Raw genomic sequence first — 17198 nt, forward strand, 5'->3', positions numbered from 1 at the left:
TCACCGGGGGACCCCGGCGTCGGGGATGGTCTCGATCCGCTCCCGGTTGAGCAGGTAGGTCGGCAGGTACGGCTGCTTCGGGTCGATCGGGAAGCCCCGGTCGTAGGCGAGGCTCGCGATCGCGAGCGGTCCGAGTGCCAGTCGGGCGCGCGGCGCCGCCGACCCGTCCCAGTAGCCGCCGTGCTCCGACAGCGCTTCGGCGAGCGCCGCGGCGAAGGCGTCGTGGTCGCCCGCGATCAGGCGGTGGAAGAGGGCGACGGGCTGGTAGTCGATCCGGTTCACGAAGTCCTTCGGCGCGTGGGTCAGGTTCTCGGGCATGGACGCCCGCATGGTGGCGAGCAGCTTCTGCACGACGTCGTCCATGGACTGCCGGGGCGAGAGGTAGGTGCGCAGGGTGTCGACCCAGTGCAGGACGTACTCGTCGACGGAGTCGTCCTCCCACAGTCTCGCCGGGGGCACTTGGCACAGCCGGCCGACCCGCTCCGTCTGGCGGCACACGAGCGCCAGGTAGAGGGCGTCGAGCCAGGCGCGGGCGTCCACGGGCGGATCGGCGGGCGTCCCGGGCAGTCCCACGACGAGGTCCTCGCCCAGTCGGCACTCCTGCGGCCGGCCGCCGCTGAACAGCGCGGAGCCGAGCTGCACGGCGGTGGCCCAGGCATCCCAGGTGTCGATCCACGCCCCGTCAGGGTCGTCCGCGCAGTGGGCGTGGGCGAGCGCGAGGGCGGAGCCGAACGCGTCACCCAGCCCCGTCGGGTCCTGGTCGAGACGCCGTATGGACTCGGCGGTGGCCTGCGTGAGCGCGTCGATGTCGGGGGCCCCGGTCGCGGCGCGGCCGGCGAGCCGACCTGCGGGGCCGAGGCGGACCAGGCCCTTCATCAGCGCGAGCAGCGGCGGCGGAGGGCGCAGGGAGAAGGTGCGGGTGGCCTCGTCGAAGACGGTCAGGGACGTCAGGCCGCCGTCGTGCCACCAGTAGACCTGCGGGGACAGCGCGCCCGGCCCGTCGCCGTAAGCCCCCAGCGCGTAGGAGGCGAGGGAGTTGAGGGCGTCGACCACCGATCCGTCGGCGATCGGGTGGTACACCAGGTTGTGCCGACTGGGCACGACGACCAGGGCGCCCGCCTCCGGGAGCGGCTCCCCGTTGACCTGCCGTGCCACCTCGGACAGGTACAGGGCCTTGGCCGCGACGAAGTGGGAGTCGCCGTAGACGGAGTACAGCCGCGCCCCTCCCTCGCCGGGCACTTCCGCGTACTCGACGGGCACGCGCATCAGGTTCGCGTACGCCGCCTGCCCCAACTCCCGGAGCCCGGCGCGCTCCACGTCCCGGTCGGTGAGGATGCGCACGCTCGTGGGTCCGTCGAGGGCGTAGGCGAGGACGAGCCCGTCGGCCACCACCCGCGCGTACCGCATGACAGCGGCCAGTTCGGGGGTGAACGACCCCGGGGGCAGCAGCCGGGCGTGCGCGCCCCGCAGCAGCTCCTCGGCGCTCTCACCGCCGCCCCCGCCGGCCTCCAGCGCGGCGAAGTGCGCGGCGACCAGGTCGGGCCAGTGGGCCTCGGGCGCCTGACGGCAGGCGTGCGCCAGATTGTGCAGGGAGTGGTGGAGGCCGTCCCGGGCGTAGGGCGCGGCGAGCTCCCTCAACCGGGCGGCCTGCGCGACGGTCAGCATCGACAGCTCGGAGTCCGGGACGTCCGAGGGGTGAAGGGCGTCGTCTCGTTTCACACCTCGACCCTACGAGGCGGGTGTGACAGTCCGGCCCGGGGCCCGGCGCGGACCACGCGCCCGGCCGGACGGCACGCACGGGACGGGCCGTCCGGGCGCGTGTGCCCGTCCGACCCGTCCGCGGCGCGTCGTCCGGGTGGGTCAGCCCTTCAGTTGGGACAGGCTCGGGACCTGGTCCTGTACGGGGGCGCCGGCGCTCTTGCCCGCGTCCTTAACGCCGCCGATGACGTTCTGGAAGGAGCTGATGTCGGCGTCGTTCGCGTCACCCTTGCGGAGCTTGGAGCCGAGGCCCTTGAGGGACTCGATGCCCGAGCTGAGCGGTGCCACCGCCTTCGACAGCAGCGGGTCGCCCTTCGCGTTGTTGATCGCCGCCTTCAGTCGGTTGTAGGCGAAGGCGCCGGCCAGGCCGGCCTTGACGAGGGCGACCGTACGGCCCTTCGCACCCTTCTTGAACTTGCCCGCCTTGTACGGCTTGATGATCCACTGGTACGTCGCCCCGGCCGCGAGGCCGGCGTTGGCCACGAAGCGGGTCTTGGCGAACTTCTGCCGCTCGGCGGACGTGCTGGGCGTCGGCTCGGCGGCGGCCGCCTGCGCGTCCGCGGCCGAGGCGGCCCCCTCGGCTTCGGCGAAGGCGGCCACGGCGACCGAGACGTCGTCGTTCTCGGTTCTCGCGCCGGAACCGCCGCCGGAACCACAAGCGGTCGCTCCGGCCAGGAGCGCGCAGGACAGCAGGGCCGCCGTCAGCGCGCGGCGGATTCGGACAGTCGTGATGGGGTGGGACACGGTTGCCTCCGGGGACTGAGGTGTCCTCCGCAGCCTGGCCCGGACCGTGTGACTCCGCTACTTGGGGGACCCGTTCGGGGTTTGTTCCGCCCTGCGGCGGCAAGACGCGGGGCATGCGGACATACACCAGAGCACCCGCCCGAGGTAGCGGCCTGGGCCGGGCCGTCGCCGTCCTGGCGGACGTGCTGGCCTTCGTGATCGGCCTGTGGATCCTGCTCTACTTGCTGGGCGCCAACCGGGGGAACGCGTTCGTCGACTTCGTGCACGACGCCGCGACCTGGCTCGCGAACTGGTCGTACGACCTGTTCACCTTCGACCGCGAGTGGGTGCAGGTGGTGGTCGGCTACGGCCTGGCAGCCGTGGTCTACCTCTTCATCGGCCACGTCGTCTCGGGCTGGCTCTACCGCCGCTGACCCCGAACCCGCCCCGGCGCCGCCACCTGTGACGTGGCGGCCGCCGGCTGTGGAAAGGGTCTAGTGCCGTGCCGGGCGCCGCGACCCGGTGGACCTTTCCGGCCGCAGCACTAGCGCAGCTACGCGCAGCAGTCCGGTTCGAGGCCCGGTGGGAGGGAGAGACCGCCGAAGATCTCGCCCGTCGCCTCGTCGCCGCCGAGCGCGGCCACGGCCAGCAGCAGCGAGCCGGCCGTCCAGGTCGTCTGCTCGACCGGCCAGACCGCCTTGTCCCGGAACACGTAGCCCGTCCAGTACATGCCGTTCTCGGCCCGCAGGTGCCCGATCGAGCGCAGGATCTCCAGCGCCCGGTCCGACTCCCCGATGGCCCACAGCGCGAGCGCCAGCTCGCATGACTCCCCGCCCGTCACCCACGGGTTCGGCAGCACGCACCGCACGCCCAGCCCCGGAACCACGAACTCGTCCCACCGCTCCGCGATGCGCGCCTGCGCCTCGGCGCCGGTGACCGCGCCGCCCAGCACCGGGTAGTACCAGTCCATCGAGTACCGCGACTTGTCCAGGAACCGCTCCGGGTGCCGCCGTATCGCGTGCCCCAGCGCGCCGGCCGCCAGCTCCCAGTCCGGCTGCGGGTCCCCTCGGTGGTCGGCGATGGCCAGCGCGCACCGCAGCGCCTGGTGGATGGAGGAGGAGCCGGTCAGCAGCGCGTCGCCGACGGGCGTGCCGTCCGCCTCCCGCTTCCAGCCGATCTCGCCGCCCGGCTGCTGTAGCGCGAGGACGAACTCCACGGCCGCGTGCACCGCCGGCCACATGCGGTCCAGGAACGGGTCGTCGCCCGTGGCGAGGTAGTGGTGCCACACCCCGACCGCTATGTACGCGACGAAGTTGCTCTCCCGGCTCGCGTCCTGCGGCGCGGCGGTGTCCACCCCGTCCGGCCGGTCGGCGTAGGCCGCGTACCAGGAGCCGTCCTCGTTCTGGTGCCGCGCCAGCCACTCGTACGCCCGCTCCGCGGCCTGGTGCTCCCCGGCCGCGTCCAGCGCCATCGCGGCCTCGGTGTGGTCCCACGGGTCCAGGTGGTGGCCGCGGAACCAGGGGATCGCCCCGTCGGCGCGCTGCGCCGCGAGGATCCCGGCGACCGTGCCGGCCGCCTGCTCGGCGGTCAGTACGCCGTCCAGGACCAGGTGTTCGGTGCGTCCGGGCGTGCTCACTGCGCCGCGCCGACGGGGAGGTGGGGCTTGGTCGCGTACGCCACGAAGCTCTTGCCGATGACCGGGTTGAGGGCCTGCTCGGCGAGCCGCGTGGCCAGCGGCTTCTTCATGATGTCCCAGACGAGGAGCTTGTGGTACGCCTTCACCGGCAGCGCCTTGTCGTTGTCGACGCCGAACGCGCACTTGAGCCACCAGTACGGGGAGTGCAGGCCGTGCGCGTGGTGCGTGCCGTACGGCTTGAGGCCCGCGGCCTCCATCTTCCCGAGCAGTTCGTCGGCCTTGTAGATGCGGATGTGTCCGCCCTCGACCTCGTGGTAGGCGTCGGAGAGCGCCCAGCAGATCTTCTCCGGGCCGTAGCGCGGCACGGTGATCGCGATGCGGCCGCCGGGCTTGAGCACGCGCACCATCTCGGCGAGCACGCCCTTGTCGTCGGGGATGTGCTCCATCACCTCGGAGATGATGACGACGTCGAAGGACTCGTCGGGGAAGGGCAGGGCCAGTGCGTCGCCCTCCATGGCGGTGGCGGTGGCGCCCGCGGGGGCCTCACCGGCCTCCCTCATGGCGGCGAACCACTTGGCGACCTCGCGGATCTCCTCGCCGTTGCGGTCCACGGCGACCACCTGGGCGCCGCGCCGGTAGCACTCGAAGGCGTGCCGGCCTGCGCCGCAGCCCAGGTCGAGCACGCGGTCGCCGGCGGCGAGCGGGAACCGGGAGAAATCGACGGTCAGCACGGGGTCCTGCCTTCGCGGGTCGCGGGGGTGTACGGGGCGGTTGGGTGGAACGGTGTCAGCGCGAGCGGCGGGTACGGGCCTGCTCGATGGCGGCCCGGTAGTGGACCACGGTCCCCTCGGCGGCCTTCGCCCAGGTGAACCGGGCCAGGACTCTCTCGCGTCCGGCGGTGCCGAGCCGGGCGCGCAGCCGCTCGTCGCCCAGCAGCCGGCCGAGCGCGGCGGCCAGCGCCCCCGCGTCGCCGGGCGGCGCGGCCAGGCAGGTCTCCCCGTCGGGTCCGGCGACCTCGGGGATGGCCCCGCCGGTCGTGGCGACGAGCGGGGTGCCGGTGGCCATGGCCTCGGCGGCGGGCAGCGAGAAGCCCTCGTAGAGGGACGGCACGCAGGCGACCTGGGCGCTGCGCACCAGGTCCACGAGCTCGGCGTCGGTGATGCCCTTCACGAACCGCACCGCGTCCTGGAGCCCGTACGCCTCGATCGCGCGGGCGACCGGGCCCTTCTCGGCGCGTTTGCCGACGACGACCAGGTGCGCGTCGGGCCGTTCGGTGCGCAGCTTGGCGAGCGCCTCGACGAGGTGTACGAGCCCCTTGAGCGGCACGTCGGCGCTGGAGGTCGTCACGATCCGGCCGGGGACCTCCGCCACGGAGGCGTCGGGCGACCACAGGTCGGTGTCGGCGCCGATGTGCACGACGTGGATGCGTTCGTCGCGCACCCCGAGGTGCTCGGCGATCTCCTGCCGGGAGGAGCCGGAGACGGTGAGCACGGACGGCAGGCGGCGGGCGACGCGGCCCTGCATGCGGGTGAAGGCGTACCAGCGGCGTACGGAGAGGCGCTTCTTGCGGTCCTTGGCGGCGGCCAGGTCCAGCTTCCGGTCGACGGTGATCGGGTGGTGGATCGTGGTGACGAGCGGCGCGCCCAGCTCGCCCAACAGGCCGTAGCCGAGGGTCTGGTTGTCGTGGACGACGTCGAAGTCACCGGCGCGGGCGGCGAGGTGGCGGCGGGCCCGCAGGGAGAACGTCAGCGGCTCGGGAAAGCCGCCGGTCCACATGGTGGCGACCTCCAGCGCGTCGATCCAGTCCCGGTACTCGTCGCGCCCCGGCGTACGGAACGGGTCGGGGCTGCGATACAGGTCCAGGCTCGGCAGCTCGGTGAGGGTGGCGCCGGTGTCGAGCACCGGGTAGGGCTGCGCGCCGATCACTTCCACCGAATGGCCCAGCCGGACGAGCTCGCGCGAGAGGTGCCGGACGTAGACGCCCTGGCCGCCGCAGAACGGGTTCCCCTTATAGGTGAGGAGTGCGATGCGCAACGGGCGGTCGCCGTCGGCGGCGGAACCCGCGAAAGGGCTCGTCACCATGGCCTCTGCGGTCACTCTCGGCCCCCTTCTCCCTGCACTTTCGCCGGAGCGTAACCGCTCGCATAATGTAGAACAAGTTTCAGACTTGATCCGTCGAAGAGCATTGAATCTACCGGCCGGAAACCACACCGTAAGAGGCGGAGCGGGTGATTCACGCCACGGCTCCAACGGCTGACATGCTGACGGCGAACCCGACGCGAGCAGCCCCCGCCAACGACACGGAACGCCTTGGAACAGGACAGATGACAGTGGAAGCGAAGGCCGTGACCACGCCGGCGTCCCCGCCCCTGACGGAACGCCAGGAGGCGCGACGACGGCGGATCCTACAGGCCAGCGCGCAGCTCGCCGGCCGGGGCGGTTTCGACGCGGTCCAGATGCGCGAGGTCGCGGAGGCGGCGGGCGTGGCGCTGGGCACCCTGTACCGGTACTTCCCCTCCAAGGTCCACCTGCTGGTCGCCACCATGCAGGACCAGCTCCAGCACATGCACACGACGCTGCGCAAGCGACCCCCCGCGGCGGAGGACCCGGCGGCGCGCGTCGCCGAAACCCTCATGCGCGCGTTCCGGGCCCTCCAGCGGGAGCCGCACCTGGCGGACGCGATGGTCCGCGCCCTGACCTTCGCGGACCGCAGCGTGAGCCCGGAGGTGGACACGGTCTCGCGGTTGACGACGGCGATCATCCTGGACGCCATGGGCCTGGAGTCCGCCCCGACGGCGGAACAGCTCTCGGCGGTCCGGGTGATCGAACACACCTGGCACTCGGCCCTGATCACCTGGCTGTCGGGCCGCGCCTCGATCGCCCAGGTGAAGATCGACATCGAGACGGTCTGCCGCCTGATCGACCTGACGTCCCCGGAAAGGGCCTGAACCCGCCCCCGCTGGGCGGGGGTTGGTGAGGCGGCCTGCGGAGGCGGGGTTTCGGCGGGGCGGGATCAGGGGCGGTATGGGGGTTCCCGTCACCTCCGAGGGCGCCGAGCCACGGGCCGACTCCGAGCAGAACACACCCCAAGCAGGGCTCAGGACGCGCACCGCACAGCAGGAACAAGGCACTTGAGCGAGCCCCGGGGGCCCTACTCCTCCGGGGGGAACACCGCCTCGCCCGTGGTGAGGAGCGTGATGGTGATGGCTTCCACCGGGCAGCCCTCGGCCGCCGTCAGGACGGGCTCGTTGGCGTCGGTCTGCGCCTCGCGGGGGTGGGACTGGCGCGCCGAATCGAGGGTGAAGCCCGCCGGTGCGTGGTTCACGCACATGCCCGAGCCGATGCAGACCCCCCGGTCGACCTCGATCTGCCAGCGGTCGCCCATCACGCACCGGTCCCTGGGGCCTGGTATCCCGCCGGCAGGTGGATCATCTTGTGCTCCAGGTACTCGCTCAGCCCCTCGGGCCCGAACTCGCGTCCCACGCCGCTGTTCTTGTAGCCGCCGAACGGTCCCAGCATGTCCAGGCTGAAGGTGTTCACGTTGAAGGTGCCGGTGCGGACGGCACGGGCGAAGTCGAGGCCGTGTTCCACGTCACCGGTCCAGACGCTGCCGCTGAGGCCGAACTCCGAGTCGTTGGCGACGCGTACCGCCTCGGCCTCGTCCCCGTACGGGATCAGGCAGACGACGGGCCCGAAGATCTCCTCCCGGGCGATCCGCATCGAGTTGTCGACGTCCCCGAAGAGGGTGGGCTCGACGTACCAGCCCCGCTCCAGGGCCGCCGGGCGGCCGCCGCCGGTGAGGATCTTGGCGCCTTCCTCCTGCCCGATCCGGATGTAGTCCAACGAGCGCTGCTGCTGGCGCCGGGCCACCAGCGGCCCGAGCTGCGTCGCCGGGTCCAGCGGGTCTCCGACGACCAGCGCTCCCGCCGCGGCGGCCAGGGCCTCGGCGATCTCCCCGTAGCGACCGCGGGGCGCGAGGACGCGGGTCTGGGCCACGCACGCCTGCCCGTTGTTCATCCATGCGGCCGGGACGATCCCGGCGATGGTGGACTCCAGGTCGGCGTCCGGCAGGATCACGGCGGCGGACTTGCCGCCGAGTTCGAGGGTGACCCGGGTCAGGTTGCGCGCGGCGACCTCCATGACGCGCTTGCCGGCGGCCACCGAGCCGGTGAAGGCGACCTTGTCGATGCCGGGGTGGCCGACCAGGTACTCGCTGACCTCCCGGTCGGCGGGCAGGATCGACAGCACGCCCTCCGGCAGGCCGGCCTCCCGCGCGATGTCGGCCAGGATGTAGGAGTCGAGCGGGGACTCCGGCGAGGGCTTGAGGATCACCGCCGACCCGGTGAGCAACGCGGGCGCGAGCTTCGCCGCGGCCACGAACTGCGGGACGTTCCAGGGGATGACGGCGGCGACGACGCCCACCGGCTCGCGCCGCACGAGGATCGGCCCGAGCGCGCCCTGGCGGTGTTCCTCGTACGGGTAGTCGCGCGCGACGGTGATCGCGGCGTCGTAGACCATCATCGGGCCCAGTGCCTGGGCGAGAACGCTCCAGGAGTACGGGGACCCGTTCTGGGAGCTGATCGAGCGGGCTATCTCCTCGTGCCGGACGGCGATGGCGTCCTTGATCCGGGAGACGGCGGCGATCCGCTCCTCCAGGGTCATCCGGGGCCAGGGCCCCTCGTCGAACGCCTTGCGGGCGGCGGCCACGGCGCGGTCCACGTCCGCCGCGGAGGCGTGCGGGACGCTGCCGATGACCTGCTCGGTGTGGGGTGAGACGACGGAGATGGTGGCGTCGCCCAGCGGATCGGTCCACTCCCCGCCGATGAACAGCTGTCCGTGTTCCACGAGCTCGGTCATGGCAATGCCTCCTGCGGCTACCAGCGGCTGGGCGTCCCAGAACTGATACCAGTTCTAGTTCCAGGAGTCCACGGCGCGGACACGATCGCCGGCGCGGACCGACCCCGCTCCGAAGGTGCGGAGCCGACGACTAGTCAGGACCCCGCGCAGGGTGGTGGACTGGGGCGACCAATGCAACACGTTCTCGTTCCCAGGGAGCCCGTATGACGCCCCTCGCCCCACCTCAGGTCACCGACCACGGCGGAGGCGTGTGGGGCATCAAGGTCCCCATCCCCGACAACCCGCTCGGGCACACCCTCGTCCACGTCCTCGACACCGACCTCGGGCCCGTCCTGATCGACACGGGCTGGGACGACCCCGAATCCTGGGACACCCTCGTGGCCGGGCTCGCCGCGCTCGGCACCGCCGTCACCGACCTCCACGGCGTGGTCATCACCCACCACCACCCCGATCACCACGGCCTCTCGGGGCGGGTCCGGGACGTGTCGGGCGCCTGGATCGCCATGCACGCCGCCGACACAGAGGTCGTCGTGCGGACGCGCTCGGCCGAACCGGGCGTCTGGTACGGCTACATGAGCGAGAAGCTGGCCGCCGCCGGCGCCCCCGAGGAGCACATCGCCCCGCTGCGGGCGGCCCTGGCGGGCGGACGGCTGCGGACCCTGCCCGGCCTGCGGGCCGCCGTCCCCGACCGGGAGATCGTCCCCGGCGAGCTTTTGCCCCTCGCCGGGCGCGCGCTCCGCACGATCTGGACCCCCGGCCACACCCCCGGCCACGTCTGCCTGCACCTGGAGGAAACCCACCCCGACAACCTCCCCGGCAACGGCCGCCTCTTCTCCGGCGACCACCTGCTGCCCGGGATCTCCCCGCACATCGGGCTCTACGAGGACCCGCAGGACGAGCGGATCACCGACCCCCTCGGCGACTACCTCGCCTCCCTCGAACGCGTCGGCCGGCTGCGCCCCGCCGAGGTGCTCCCCGCGCACCAGCACCCCTTCACCGACGCCCCGGCCCGGGTGCGTGAGCTGCTGGCCCACCACGAGGAGCGGCTGGCCGGACTGCGCGAGCTGCTCGCCGAGCCCCTGACGCCGTGGGAGCTGGCCGAGCGGATGGAGTGGAACCGGCCCTGGGAGCAGATCCCGTACGGGTCCCGGAACATCGCCGTCTCGGAAGCGGAGGCGCACCTTCGGCGGCTGGTGAAGCAGGGCCGGGCGGAGGCGGTGCCGGGCACGGACCCCGTGACGTACCGGGCGGTGTGAGGCGCGGCCCGGCACGTCGGTAAGGGGCGCTCCCGGCCGGCGCCACCCGCCGCGCCCGGCGGGGGCCGGTACAGTAAGGCCGTCGTCCACACTTCCGTACGGGGGGAAGCCGGTGCGAATCCGGCGCTGACCCGCAACCGTGACCCGCGTCCCGGCGCCGTTCCGGCGCCGCCGAGGCGGGGAGCCGGGATGCCCCGCCGGGAGTGCGCGGCTCGTGCCGCCGGGCCCCCGGCGGCCGGCACCGTCGAGGTATACGGAGCCGGAGCCCGGTACCCGCGTGTGCCCGCACCCGCGTGCGCCTGCCTCCGCTCCCCGGCACGAGAGGCACCCGCCCCGCCATGAACGTCCGCCGCAGCGCCGCCGCGCTCGCCGCCTCCGCCGTGCTCTGCGTGGGCGCGGCCCCCGTGGCCCTCGCCGCCCCCTCCCCCTCCCCGGCGCCGGTCATCCCCTCGGGGCTGTTCGGTCAGGCCGACCCCACCTACGACGGCGTCTGGCGCCAGTCGTTCGCACTGCTCGCCCAGCACACCGTCGGCCTGCGGCCCTCCCCGCGCGCCGTGGACTGGCTCGCCGGCCAGCAGTGCGCCGCCGGCGGCTTCGCCTCATTCCGCGCGGACGCGACGAAGGCGTGCGACCCGGCGACGCCCCTCGACACCAACGCCACCGCCGTGGCCGTGCAGGCCCTCAAGACGCTCGGCGGCCACGCCTCGGCGGTCAAGAAGGGCGTGGACTGGCTGAGGTCCGTCCAGAACGAGGACGGCGGCTGGGCGTACGTCCCGGGCTCCCCGAGCGAGGCGAGTTCGACCTCCGTCGTCATCAGCGCGCTCGCCGCGGCCGGCGAGAGGCCGGCCGACGTGAAGTCCAAGACGGGCAAGTCCGCGTACGACGGGCTGCTCTCCTTCCGGCTGGGCTGCGCCGCCGACCCGGCCTCCGACCGGGGCGCGTTCGGCTACCAGCCGACCGGCGGCAAGCTCCCCGCCAACGCCGACGCGTCGGCCGCCGCGACCCTGGCCGGCCTCGGCAAGGGCGCGGTCGTCGCCCCGGCCGCCACCGACACCCCGGCGACCGCGCCGAACTGCGCGGCGGACGCCGACCCGGCCGCCACCGACCCGGCGGCCGCCGCCCAGGGCGCGGCCGGCTACCTCGCCGAGGCCCTCAAGAAGGACGGCCACCTCACCGCCGTCACCCCCGGCGCCGACCAGCCGACCCCCGACACCGGCAACACGGCCGACGCCGTCATCGCCCTCGCCGCGGCCGGCCACAAGCAGTCGGCGGCGGGCGCCTTGGAGTGGCTCAAGGCCAACTCGGCGCAGTGGGCGAAGGGCAACCCGGCGGCCCTGGGCACCCTGATCCTCACCGCGCACGCGACGGGCACCGACCCGCGCGCCTTCGGCGGCACCGACCTGGTCGCGGCACTGAACGTGACCGGCCCGACCGCGCAGACCCCGGCGACGGGCGGCATGAGCGAGGCCGAGAAGGACAAGGACGGGAACGGCTCCGGCAACCTCGGCTGGATCATCGGCGCGGGCGCCGCGGCCGGCGTCGGCATCGGCTTCCTGCTGAGCGGCCGCCGGAAGGAGAACAAGAACTGATGCGCAGGCTGCCCGCTTTCGCCGTCGCGCTCGGCGTCCTCCTCACCCTCCTCGCCGCTTCCCCGGCGGTGGCGTCGAGCTACCGCTACTGGTCGTTCTGGGACGGCGGCGCCAAGGGCCCCTGGACTTACGCCACCCAGGGCACGGCGGCCCGCCCGGCGGACGGCACCGTCCAGGGCTTCCGCTTCGCGGTGAGCAAGGACGCCGGGGACCACGCGTCCCGGCCGCGCACGGACGCCGACTTCGCGACGGTCTGCGCGGGCACCCCGGCGGTGGCGGGGAAAAAGCGGGTGGCCCTGGTCATCGACTTCGGCATCCCCGAGGACTCGCCCTCCGGCGAAGCACCGCCGCAGACCGGGCCGCGCACCGCCTGCGCGCAGGTCGCCCCGGATGCCACGACCGCCGAGGCGCTGGCGTCGGTGGCGAAACCGCTGCGCTACAACGGCGCGGCGTTGCTGTGCGCGATCTCCGGCTACCCGAAGCAGGGCTGCGGCGAGCCGCTCGCGCAGGGCGCGCCCGACGAACCGAAGCACGAGGCACCGCAGCACGAGGCACCGCGGCACGAGGCACCGCAGACCGCCCCCGCCCGTGACGGCGGACCCTCCGCGGGACTGCTCGCGGGCATCGGGGCGGTAGCCGTCCTCGCGGTGGCCGCCGTCTGGCAATCCCGCCGACGCTCCCGATGACCCCGGTCCGCCGGGGCCCGCGCACGGCAACCACGCACGACGCCGTACCCGACCTCGTGACCCCGGCCCGGGGCGGCGCGGTCGCGGCCGGTCGGGGGTCGCGGGTGCCGACGTACGGGAAAAGGGGCCTGCGCTCCGCCCCCGAGGCGCGTCGTGGGAACGCCCTGCACGCGGGGGCCTGGTGGGTGTGGGCGCTCGGGCTGGCCACCGCCGCCTCGCGGACCACCAACCCGCTCCTGCTCGGGCTGATCGTCGCCGTCGCCGGTTACGTCGTCGCCGCCCGCCGCACCGCCGCGCCCTGGGCCCGCTCCTACGGCGCGTTCCTGCGGCTCGGCCTCTTCGTCATCGGCCTGCGCCTGCTCTTCTCCACCCTCCTCGGCTCGCCCGTCCCCGGCGCGCACACCCTCCTCACTCTCCCCGAACTCGCCCTGCCTGCTTGGGCGCAGGGCATCCGTCTCGGCGGCCGCGTCAGCGCCGAGCAGCTGGTCTTCGCCTTCTACGACGGCGCGAAGCTGGCCACCTTGCTGGTGTGCGTCGGCGCCGCGAACGCGCTCGCGAACCCGGCCCGGCTGCTCAAGTCGCTGCCCGCCGCCCTGTACGAGGCGGGCGTGGCCGTGGTCGTCGCGATGACATTCGCACCGAACATGGTGGCCGACGTGGCCCGCCTGCGCACCGCCCGACGGCTGCGCGGACGCCCCACCGGCGGGGTGAAGGCCGTCCTCCAGATCGGCCTGCCGGTCCTGGAGGGCGCCTTGGAGCGCTCGGTGGCGGTGGCCGCCTCGATGGACGCCCGCGGCTACGGCCGCACCGCGCAGGTCCCGCCCGCCGTCCGCCGCACCACCAACGCGCTCACCCTCGGCGGGCTGCTCGGCATGTGCGCCGGTACGTACGGGCTGCTCGCTGCGGAGGGCGCCGTGTTCGGTCTGCCCGTCCTCTTCCTGGGTCTCGTCCTGGCCCTGGCCGGACTGCGCCTGGGCGGCCGGCGCAGTGTCCGCACCCGCTACCGGCCCGACCTGTGGGGCGGCCGGGCCTGGCTGGTCGCCGGGTCCGGGGCGGCGGTGGCCGCCCTGGTCTCCTACGCCGGGACGCTGGACCCGGAGGCCCTGCGTCCGGGGGTGGTGCCGCTTCTCGCCCCGACGCTGCCGCTGTGGCCCGCGGCGGCGATCCTCATCGGCCTGCTCCCCGCCCTCGTGGCACCCGTACCGCCGAAGGAGGCGTCGTCGCTGTGATCCGGTTCGAAGAGGTGTCGGTGACGTACGAGGGGGCGTCGGCCCCCGCACTGCGGGACGCGGACTTCACCGTGCCGGAAGGGGAGCTGACGTTGCTGGTCGGCCCGTCGGGCGTCGGCAAGTCGACCCTGCTCGGGGCCGTCTCCGGGCTGGTCCCGCACTTCACGGGCGGCCGGCTGCGGGGTCGGGTCACCGTCGCGGGCCGGGACACGCGCACGCACCGGCCGCGGGAGCTCGCGGACGTGGTGGGCACGGTCGGGCAGGACCCGTCGGCCCACTTCGTGACGGACGTGGTGGAGGACGAGCTGGCGTACGGGATGGAGTCCCTGGGGCTGCCACCTGCGGTGATGCGGCGCCGGGTGGAGGAGACGCTGGACCTGCTGGGCCTGAACGAGCTCCGCGACCGCCCGCTGGCCACCTTGTCCGGCGGCCAGCGGCAGCGGGTCGCGATCGGCTCGGTGTTGACCCCGCACCCGCGGGTGCTGGTGCTGGACGAGCCGACGTCCGCGCTGGACCCGGCGGCGGCGGAGGAGGTGCTGGCGGTCCTGCAACGCCTGGTGCACGACCTCGGCACCACCGTGCTGATGGCGGAGCACCGCCTGGAGCGGGTGGTGCAGTACGCCGACCGCGTGCTGCTGCTGGCCGCCCCGGGCGCGGCCCCCGTCCTCGGCACCCCGGCCGAGATCATGGCCGTCTCCCCGGTCCACCCCCCGGTCGTCTCCCTCGGCCGCCTGGCGGGCTGGTCCCCCCTCCCCCTCTCCGTCCGCGACGCCCGCCGCCTCTCGGCCCCCCTCAAAGCCCGCCTCACCGCGACCCCCACGACCCCCGCCGCCGCACCGGCACATCCAGCCCCGCCGGTGGATCCAGCCCCGCCCGCGTTGGAGACGGGCTCTTCAGCCCCGCCGGCGTTTGAGGCGCGGGGCGCGGGGCGGAGCCCCGCACAGCCCGGCGCAGCCGGGGCCGCTCGCGCAACGGCGCCGCACCCCTCCCTTTGGGGCCGCCTCCTCCGCAGGCCCACCCCCACGCAGCCCCCGGCCCCGACCCCCGCCACGAACCCGGCGGAGCAACCGGCGGAGCAACCGGTGGAGCAACCGGCCCGCGCCACCCGCCTCACCCTCCGCCGCGCCCGCGCCGAAGTCCTCCACGACATCACCCTCACCGTCAGCCCCGGCGAAACCATCGCCCTCATGGGCCGCAACGGCGCCGGCAAGTCCACTCTCCTCGCCACCCTCGCCGGCATCCTCGCCCCCACCACCGGCGAGGTGCTCGTCGGCGGTCGCACCCCCCACCGCACTCCGCCCCGGGAGATGATCCGCCGCGTCGCGCTCGTCCCCCAGGACCCCCGCGACCTCCTCTACGCCGACACCGTCGCCGCCGAGTGCGCCGCCGCCGACGCGGACGCCGGCGCCGCTCCCGGCACCTGCCGCGCCCTGGTCACCTCCCTCCTCCCCGACGTCCCCGACGACACCCACCCCCGCGACCTGTCCGAGGGCCAGCGTCTGGCCCTGGCCCTCGCCCTGGTCCTGACCGGCGAACCGGCCCTGCTGCTGCTCGACGAGCCGACCCGCGGCCTCGACTACGCCGCCAAGGGCCGCCTGATCGGCATCCTGCGCGCCCTCGCCACCGCCGGCCACGCCGTCATCCTGGCCACCCACGACGTGGAGCTCGCCGCCGAGTTGGCCCACCGCGTGGTGATCCTGGCCGGCGGGGAGGTCGTCGGGGACGGCCCGACCGCCGAGGTGGTCGTCTCCTCCCCCGCCTTCGCCCCGCAGGTGGCCAAGGTCCTGGCGCCGGGCCACTGGCTCACGGTCTCCCAGGTCGCCGCCGCCCTGTCCCGGGAGGGCCGCCCCGCATGACCCCCGCCCGCCCCCTGCGCATCGGCCCCCGCGCCGCCGCCGCGCTGGTCCTCGTCACCCTCATCGGCATCGCCGCGTTCGGCTGGCCCCTGCTCGCCGACGGCCGGTCCGGCCTCTCCCACTCCCAGGACGCCCCGTGGCTCTTCGCGGCGCTCCTGCCGCTCCTCGTGGCGGTGGTCGTCGCGACCATCGCCGACCAGGGGATGGACTCCAAGGCCGTCGCCATGCTGGGCGTCCTCGCCGCGGTGGGGGCGGCGCTCAGGCCGCTGGGCGCCGGTACGGCCGGCCTGGAGCCCATGTTCTTCCTGATGGTGCTCAGCGGGCGCGTGCTGGGCCCCGGGTTCGGGTTCGTCCTCGGCTCCGTCACGATGTTCGCGTCCGCGCTGCTCACGGGCGGTGTGGGGCCGTGGATGCCGTTCCAGATGCTGGCGCTGGGCTGGTTCTCGCTGGGCGCCGGGCTGCTGCCGGGGCCCGGTCGGATACGTGGCCGGGCCGAGCTGTGGATGCTCGCGGCGTACGGGTTCGTCGGGTCGTTCGCGTACGGCACGGTCATGAACCTTCAGGGCTGGGTGCTCCTCCAGGGCATGGGCCAGGGCGTCTCCTTCCACCCCGGGGACCCGGTGCCCGCGAACCTGACCCGTTTCCTCGCGTACTGCCTCGCCACATCGCTCGGCTGGGACCTGGGTCGGGCCGCCCTGACCGTCGTACTCACCCTCGCGCTCGGCGGGACCCTGGTGAGAGCGCTCCGCCGGGCGACGCGGAAAGCCGCGTTTGATGTCCCGTTTTGCTTCGATATGCGTTGAAAGTGGCCCCGACCACACCCTATTTCGTTGCCCACTCGGCTACTCAGCGTTACATCGGGGCCCTCCGGAGGTGAGGCGGCCCACAGGACCCACGTCACATACGGCACTCTTTAGTAGCTACCCGGGACCCTCTCCGGACCCGTGAAACCGGCCTTGACCTGCGCGCCCCCCACCCGTGCACCGGGGGTCCCCAGGGCGGCCGCTATGAAAGTGCCTAGTAACAGGGGTCGTTGCCAGGGCGCGTCGGACCTGGCTAACTGGTGATGTCGCCACGGCGGCAGGGGTCTTCACCCCCCGCCCGACGAACCCCTCTCCTCCGCGTGAGTGGCTCACGCATGTCCTCGGCATGCACGGCGACCGCCCTTGTTCCCTTCGGAAGGTTTCCTCCGTGTCCAACGCAGTCATCCGCCGCATCGCCGCCTCCAAGAAGACCCTCGTGGGCTCCGTCCTCGCCCTGGGCGTCGCCGGTTCCATGCTCGCCACGGTCCCCGCCCAGGCGGCCCCGATGGACGCCAAGGCCATCGCGCGCCAGATGATCAAGGACCCGGCGCAGTTCGCGGCCTTCAACCAGATCGTTTCCCGTGAAAGTGGCTGGGACCACACCGCCACGAACTCCTCTTCCGGCGCGTACGGCCTGGTCCAGGCCCTGCCCGCCTCGAAGATGGCGTCCGCGGGCTCCGACTGGAAGACGAACCCGGCCACCCAGATCAAGTGGGGCCTGGACTACATGAACTCCCGCTACGGCAGCCCCGTAGGCGCCTGGAACTTCTGGCAGTCGCACCACTGGTACTAAGCCACCAGTGGC

16 protein-coding genes and 1 riboswitch are annotated in these 17198 nt (G+C 73.7%); of the genes, 9 read left to right on the forward strand and 7 right to left on the reverse strand.

Annotated elements, in window-relative coordinates; translation table 11 throughout:
* On the reverse strand, positions 1 to 1719 hold the full coding sequence (locus ABZ934_RS09175; RefSeq protein WP_361310524.1) for an immunity 49 family protein: 1719 nt from the start codon (positions 1717 to 1719) through the stop codon (positions 1 to 3).
* A gap of 141 nt (positions 1720 to 1860) precedes the next feature.
* Positions 1861 to 2502 carry a hypothetical protein gene (locus tag ABZ934_RS09180; protein ID WP_361310526.1) on the reverse strand — a complete coding sequence of 214 codons (642 nt, stop codon included), beginning with the start codon at positions 2500 to 2502 and terminating at the stop codon, positions 1861 to 1863.
* 113 nt (positions 2503 to 2615) lie between these two features.
* On the opposite strand from ABZ934_RS09180, the gene ABZ934_RS09185 reads away from it, so the two are divergent.
* Positions 2616 to 2915: a hypothetical protein gene (locus ABZ934_RS09185; protein WP_361310528.1), complete on the forward strand. Its 300-nt coding sequence runs from the start codon at positions 2616 to 2618 to the stop codon at positions 2913 to 2915.
* Between the two features lie 119 nt (positions 2916 to 3034).
* Here ABZ934_RS09185 and ABZ934_RS09190 read toward each other — a convergent pair whose 3' ends face one another.
* Genes ABZ934_RS09190 through ABZ934_RS09200 form a run of 3 tightly spaced genes read right to left on the reverse strand, consistent with a single transcriptional unit; the run spans position 3035 to position 6214 of the window.
* A complete protein-coding gene (locus ABZ934_RS09190) occupies positions 3035 to 4117 on the reverse strand; it encodes a prenyltransferase/squalene oxidase repeat-containing protein (RefSeq protein ID WP_361310530.1) in 1083 nt (360 codons plus the stop codon).
* Positions 4114 to 4848: a class I SAM-dependent methyltransferase gene (locus ABZ934_RS09195; RefSeq protein ID WP_361310533.1), complete on the reverse strand. Its 735-nt coding sequence runs from the start codon at positions 4846 to 4848 to the stop codon at positions 4114 to 4116. The genes ABZ934_RS09190 and ABZ934_RS09195 overlap by 4 nt, the downstream gene beginning before the upstream one ends.
* Positions 4849 to 4903: 55 nt before the next feature.
* Positions 4904 to 6214, reverse strand: a complete 1311-nt coding sequence (locus ABZ934_RS09200; protein ID WP_361310536.1) for a glycosyltransferase family 4 protein — start codon at positions 6212 to 6214, stop codon at positions 4904 to 4906.
* Between the two features lie 227 nt (positions 6215 to 6441).
* On the opposite strand from ABZ934_RS09200, the gene ABZ934_RS09205 reads away from it, so the two are divergent.
* Entirely contained in the window at positions 6442 to 7065 is a 624-nt protein-coding gene (locus ABZ934_RS09205; protein WP_361310538.1) for a TetR family transcriptional regulator, read from the forward strand.
* Positions 7066 to 7268: 203 nt separating this feature from the next.
* Here ABZ934_RS09205 and ABZ934_RS09210 read toward each other — a convergent pair whose 3' ends face one another.
* Together ABZ934_RS09210 and ABZ934_RS09215 are read right to left on the reverse strand one after the other, a co-directional pair.
* Positions 7269 to 7502, reverse strand: coding sequence for a ferredoxin (locus tag ABZ934_RS09210; RefSeq protein WP_361311342.1), 234 nt, complete (start codon positions 7500 to 7502; stop codon positions 7269 to 7271).
* Complete coding sequence (locus ABZ934_RS09215) at positions 7502 to 8974, reverse strand: aldehyde dehydrogenase (protein ID WP_361310541.1); 1473 nt, start codon at positions 8972 to 8974, stop codon at positions 7502 to 7504. Before ABZ934_RS09215 ends, ABZ934_RS09210 begins: the two co-directional genes overlap by 1 nt.
* Positions 8975 to 9177: 203 nt before the next feature.
* On the opposite strand from ABZ934_RS09215, the gene ABZ934_RS09220 reads away from it, so the two are divergent.
* The 7 genes from ABZ934_RS09220 to ABZ934_RS09250 all read left to right on the forward strand — a co-directional run bounded on the left by ABZ934_RS09220 (position 9178) and on the right by ABZ934_RS09250 (position 17186).
* The gene (locus ABZ934_RS09220; RefSeq protein ID WP_361310544.1) at positions 9178 to 10230 is read left to right on the forward strand and encodes an MBL fold metallo-hydrolase; all 1053 of its coding nucleotides are present in this window, start codon (positions 9178 to 9180) and stop codon (positions 10228 to 10230) included.
* A 102-nt stretch (positions 10231 to 10332) separates the two neighbouring features.
* Positions 10333 to 10425: riboswitch (cobalamin riboswitch) on the forward strand.
* Between the two features lie 143 nt (positions 10426 to 10568).
* Positions 10569 to 11819 carry a prenyltransferase/squalene oxidase repeat-containing protein gene (locus ABZ934_RS09225; RefSeq protein WP_361310547.1) on the forward strand — a complete coding sequence of 417 codons (1251 nt, stop codon included), beginning with the start codon at positions 10569 to 10571 and terminating at the stop codon, positions 11817 to 11819.
* Positions 11819 to 12505: an SCO2322 family protein gene (locus ABZ934_RS09230; protein WP_361310549.1), complete on the forward strand. Its 687-nt coding sequence runs from the start codon at positions 11819 to 11821 to the stop codon at positions 12503 to 12505. Before ABZ934_RS09225 ends, ABZ934_RS09230 begins: the two co-directional genes overlap by 1 nt.
* The gene (locus tag ABZ934_RS09235; RefSeq protein ID WP_361310552.1) at positions 12502 to 13734 is read left to right on the forward strand and encodes an energy-coupling factor transporter transmembrane protein EcfT; all 1233 of its coding nucleotides are present in this window, start codon (positions 12502 to 12504) and stop codon (positions 13732 to 13734) included. The genes ABZ934_RS09230 and ABZ934_RS09235 overlap by 4 nt, the downstream gene beginning before the upstream one ends.
* On the forward strand, positions 13731 to 15590 hold the full coding sequence (locus tag ABZ934_RS09240; RefSeq protein ID WP_361310555.1) for an ATP-binding cassette domain-containing protein: 1860 nt from the start codon (positions 13731 to 13733) through the stop codon (positions 15588 to 15590). Before ABZ934_RS09235 ends, ABZ934_RS09240 begins: the two co-directional genes overlap by 4 nt.
* Positions 15587 to 16393 (forward strand): ECF transporter S component, encoded by an 807-nt coding sequence (locus tag ABZ934_RS09245; RefSeq protein WP_361310558.1) that lies wholly within the window; start codon positions 15587 to 15589, stop codon positions 16391 to 16393. Before ABZ934_RS09240 ends, ABZ934_RS09245 begins: the two co-directional genes overlap by 4 nt.
* A 388-nt stretch (positions 16394 to 16781) precedes the next feature.
* Positions 16782 to 17186: a transglycosylase SLT domain-containing protein gene (locus ABZ934_RS09250; RefSeq protein WP_361310560.1), complete on the forward strand. Its 405-nt coding sequence runs from the start codon at positions 16782 to 16784 to the stop codon at positions 17184 to 17186.
* Positions 17187 to 17198 lie beyond the last annotated feature (12 nt).

The organism is Streptomyces sp. NPDC046557, from assembly GCF_040645975.1.
In the GTDB taxonomy this organism is placed as follows: domain Bacteria; phylum Actinomycetota; class Actinomycetes; order Streptomycetales; family Streptomycetaceae; genus Streptomyces.

Bases quoted from the DNA above. Each gene is read 5' to 3' on its own strand.
- ABZ934_RS09185 (WP_361310528.1), top strand. From the start codon at position 2,616: ATGCGGACATACACCAGAGCACCCGCCCGAGGTAGCGGCCTGGGCCGG.
- ABZ934_RS09205 (WP_361310538.1), top strand. From the start codon at position 6,442: ATGACAGTGGAAGCGAAGGCCGTGACCACGCCGGCGTCCCCGCCCCTG.
- ABZ934_RS09210 (WP_361311342.1), bottom strand. From the start codon at position 7,502: ATGGGCGACCGCTGGCAGATCGAGGTCGACCGGGGGGTCTGCATCGGC.
- ABZ934_RS09215 (WP_361310541.1), bottom strand. From the start codon at position 8,974: ATGACCGAGCTCGTGGAACACGGACAGCTGTTCATCGGCGGGGAGTGG.
- ABZ934_RS09220 (WP_361310544.1), top strand. From the start codon at position 9,178: ATGACGCCCCTCGCCCCACCTCAGGTCACCGACCACGGCGGAGGCGTG.
- ABZ934_RS09225 (WP_361310547.1), top strand. From the start codon at position 10,569: ATGAACGTCCGCCGCAGCGCCGCCGCGCTCGCCGCCTCCGCCGTGCTC.
- ABZ934_RS09230 (WP_361310549.1), top strand. From the start codon at position 11,819: ATGCGCAGGCTGCCCGCTTTCGCCGTCGCGCTCGGCGTCCTCCTCACC.
- ABZ934_RS09235 (WP_361310552.1), top strand. From the start codon at position 12,502: ATGACCCCGGTCCGCCGGGGCCCGCGCACGGCAACCACGCACGACGCC.
- ABZ934_RS09245 (WP_361310558.1), top strand. From the start codon at position 15,587: ATGACCCCCGCCCGCCCCCTGCGCATCGGCCCCCGCGCCGCCGCCGCG.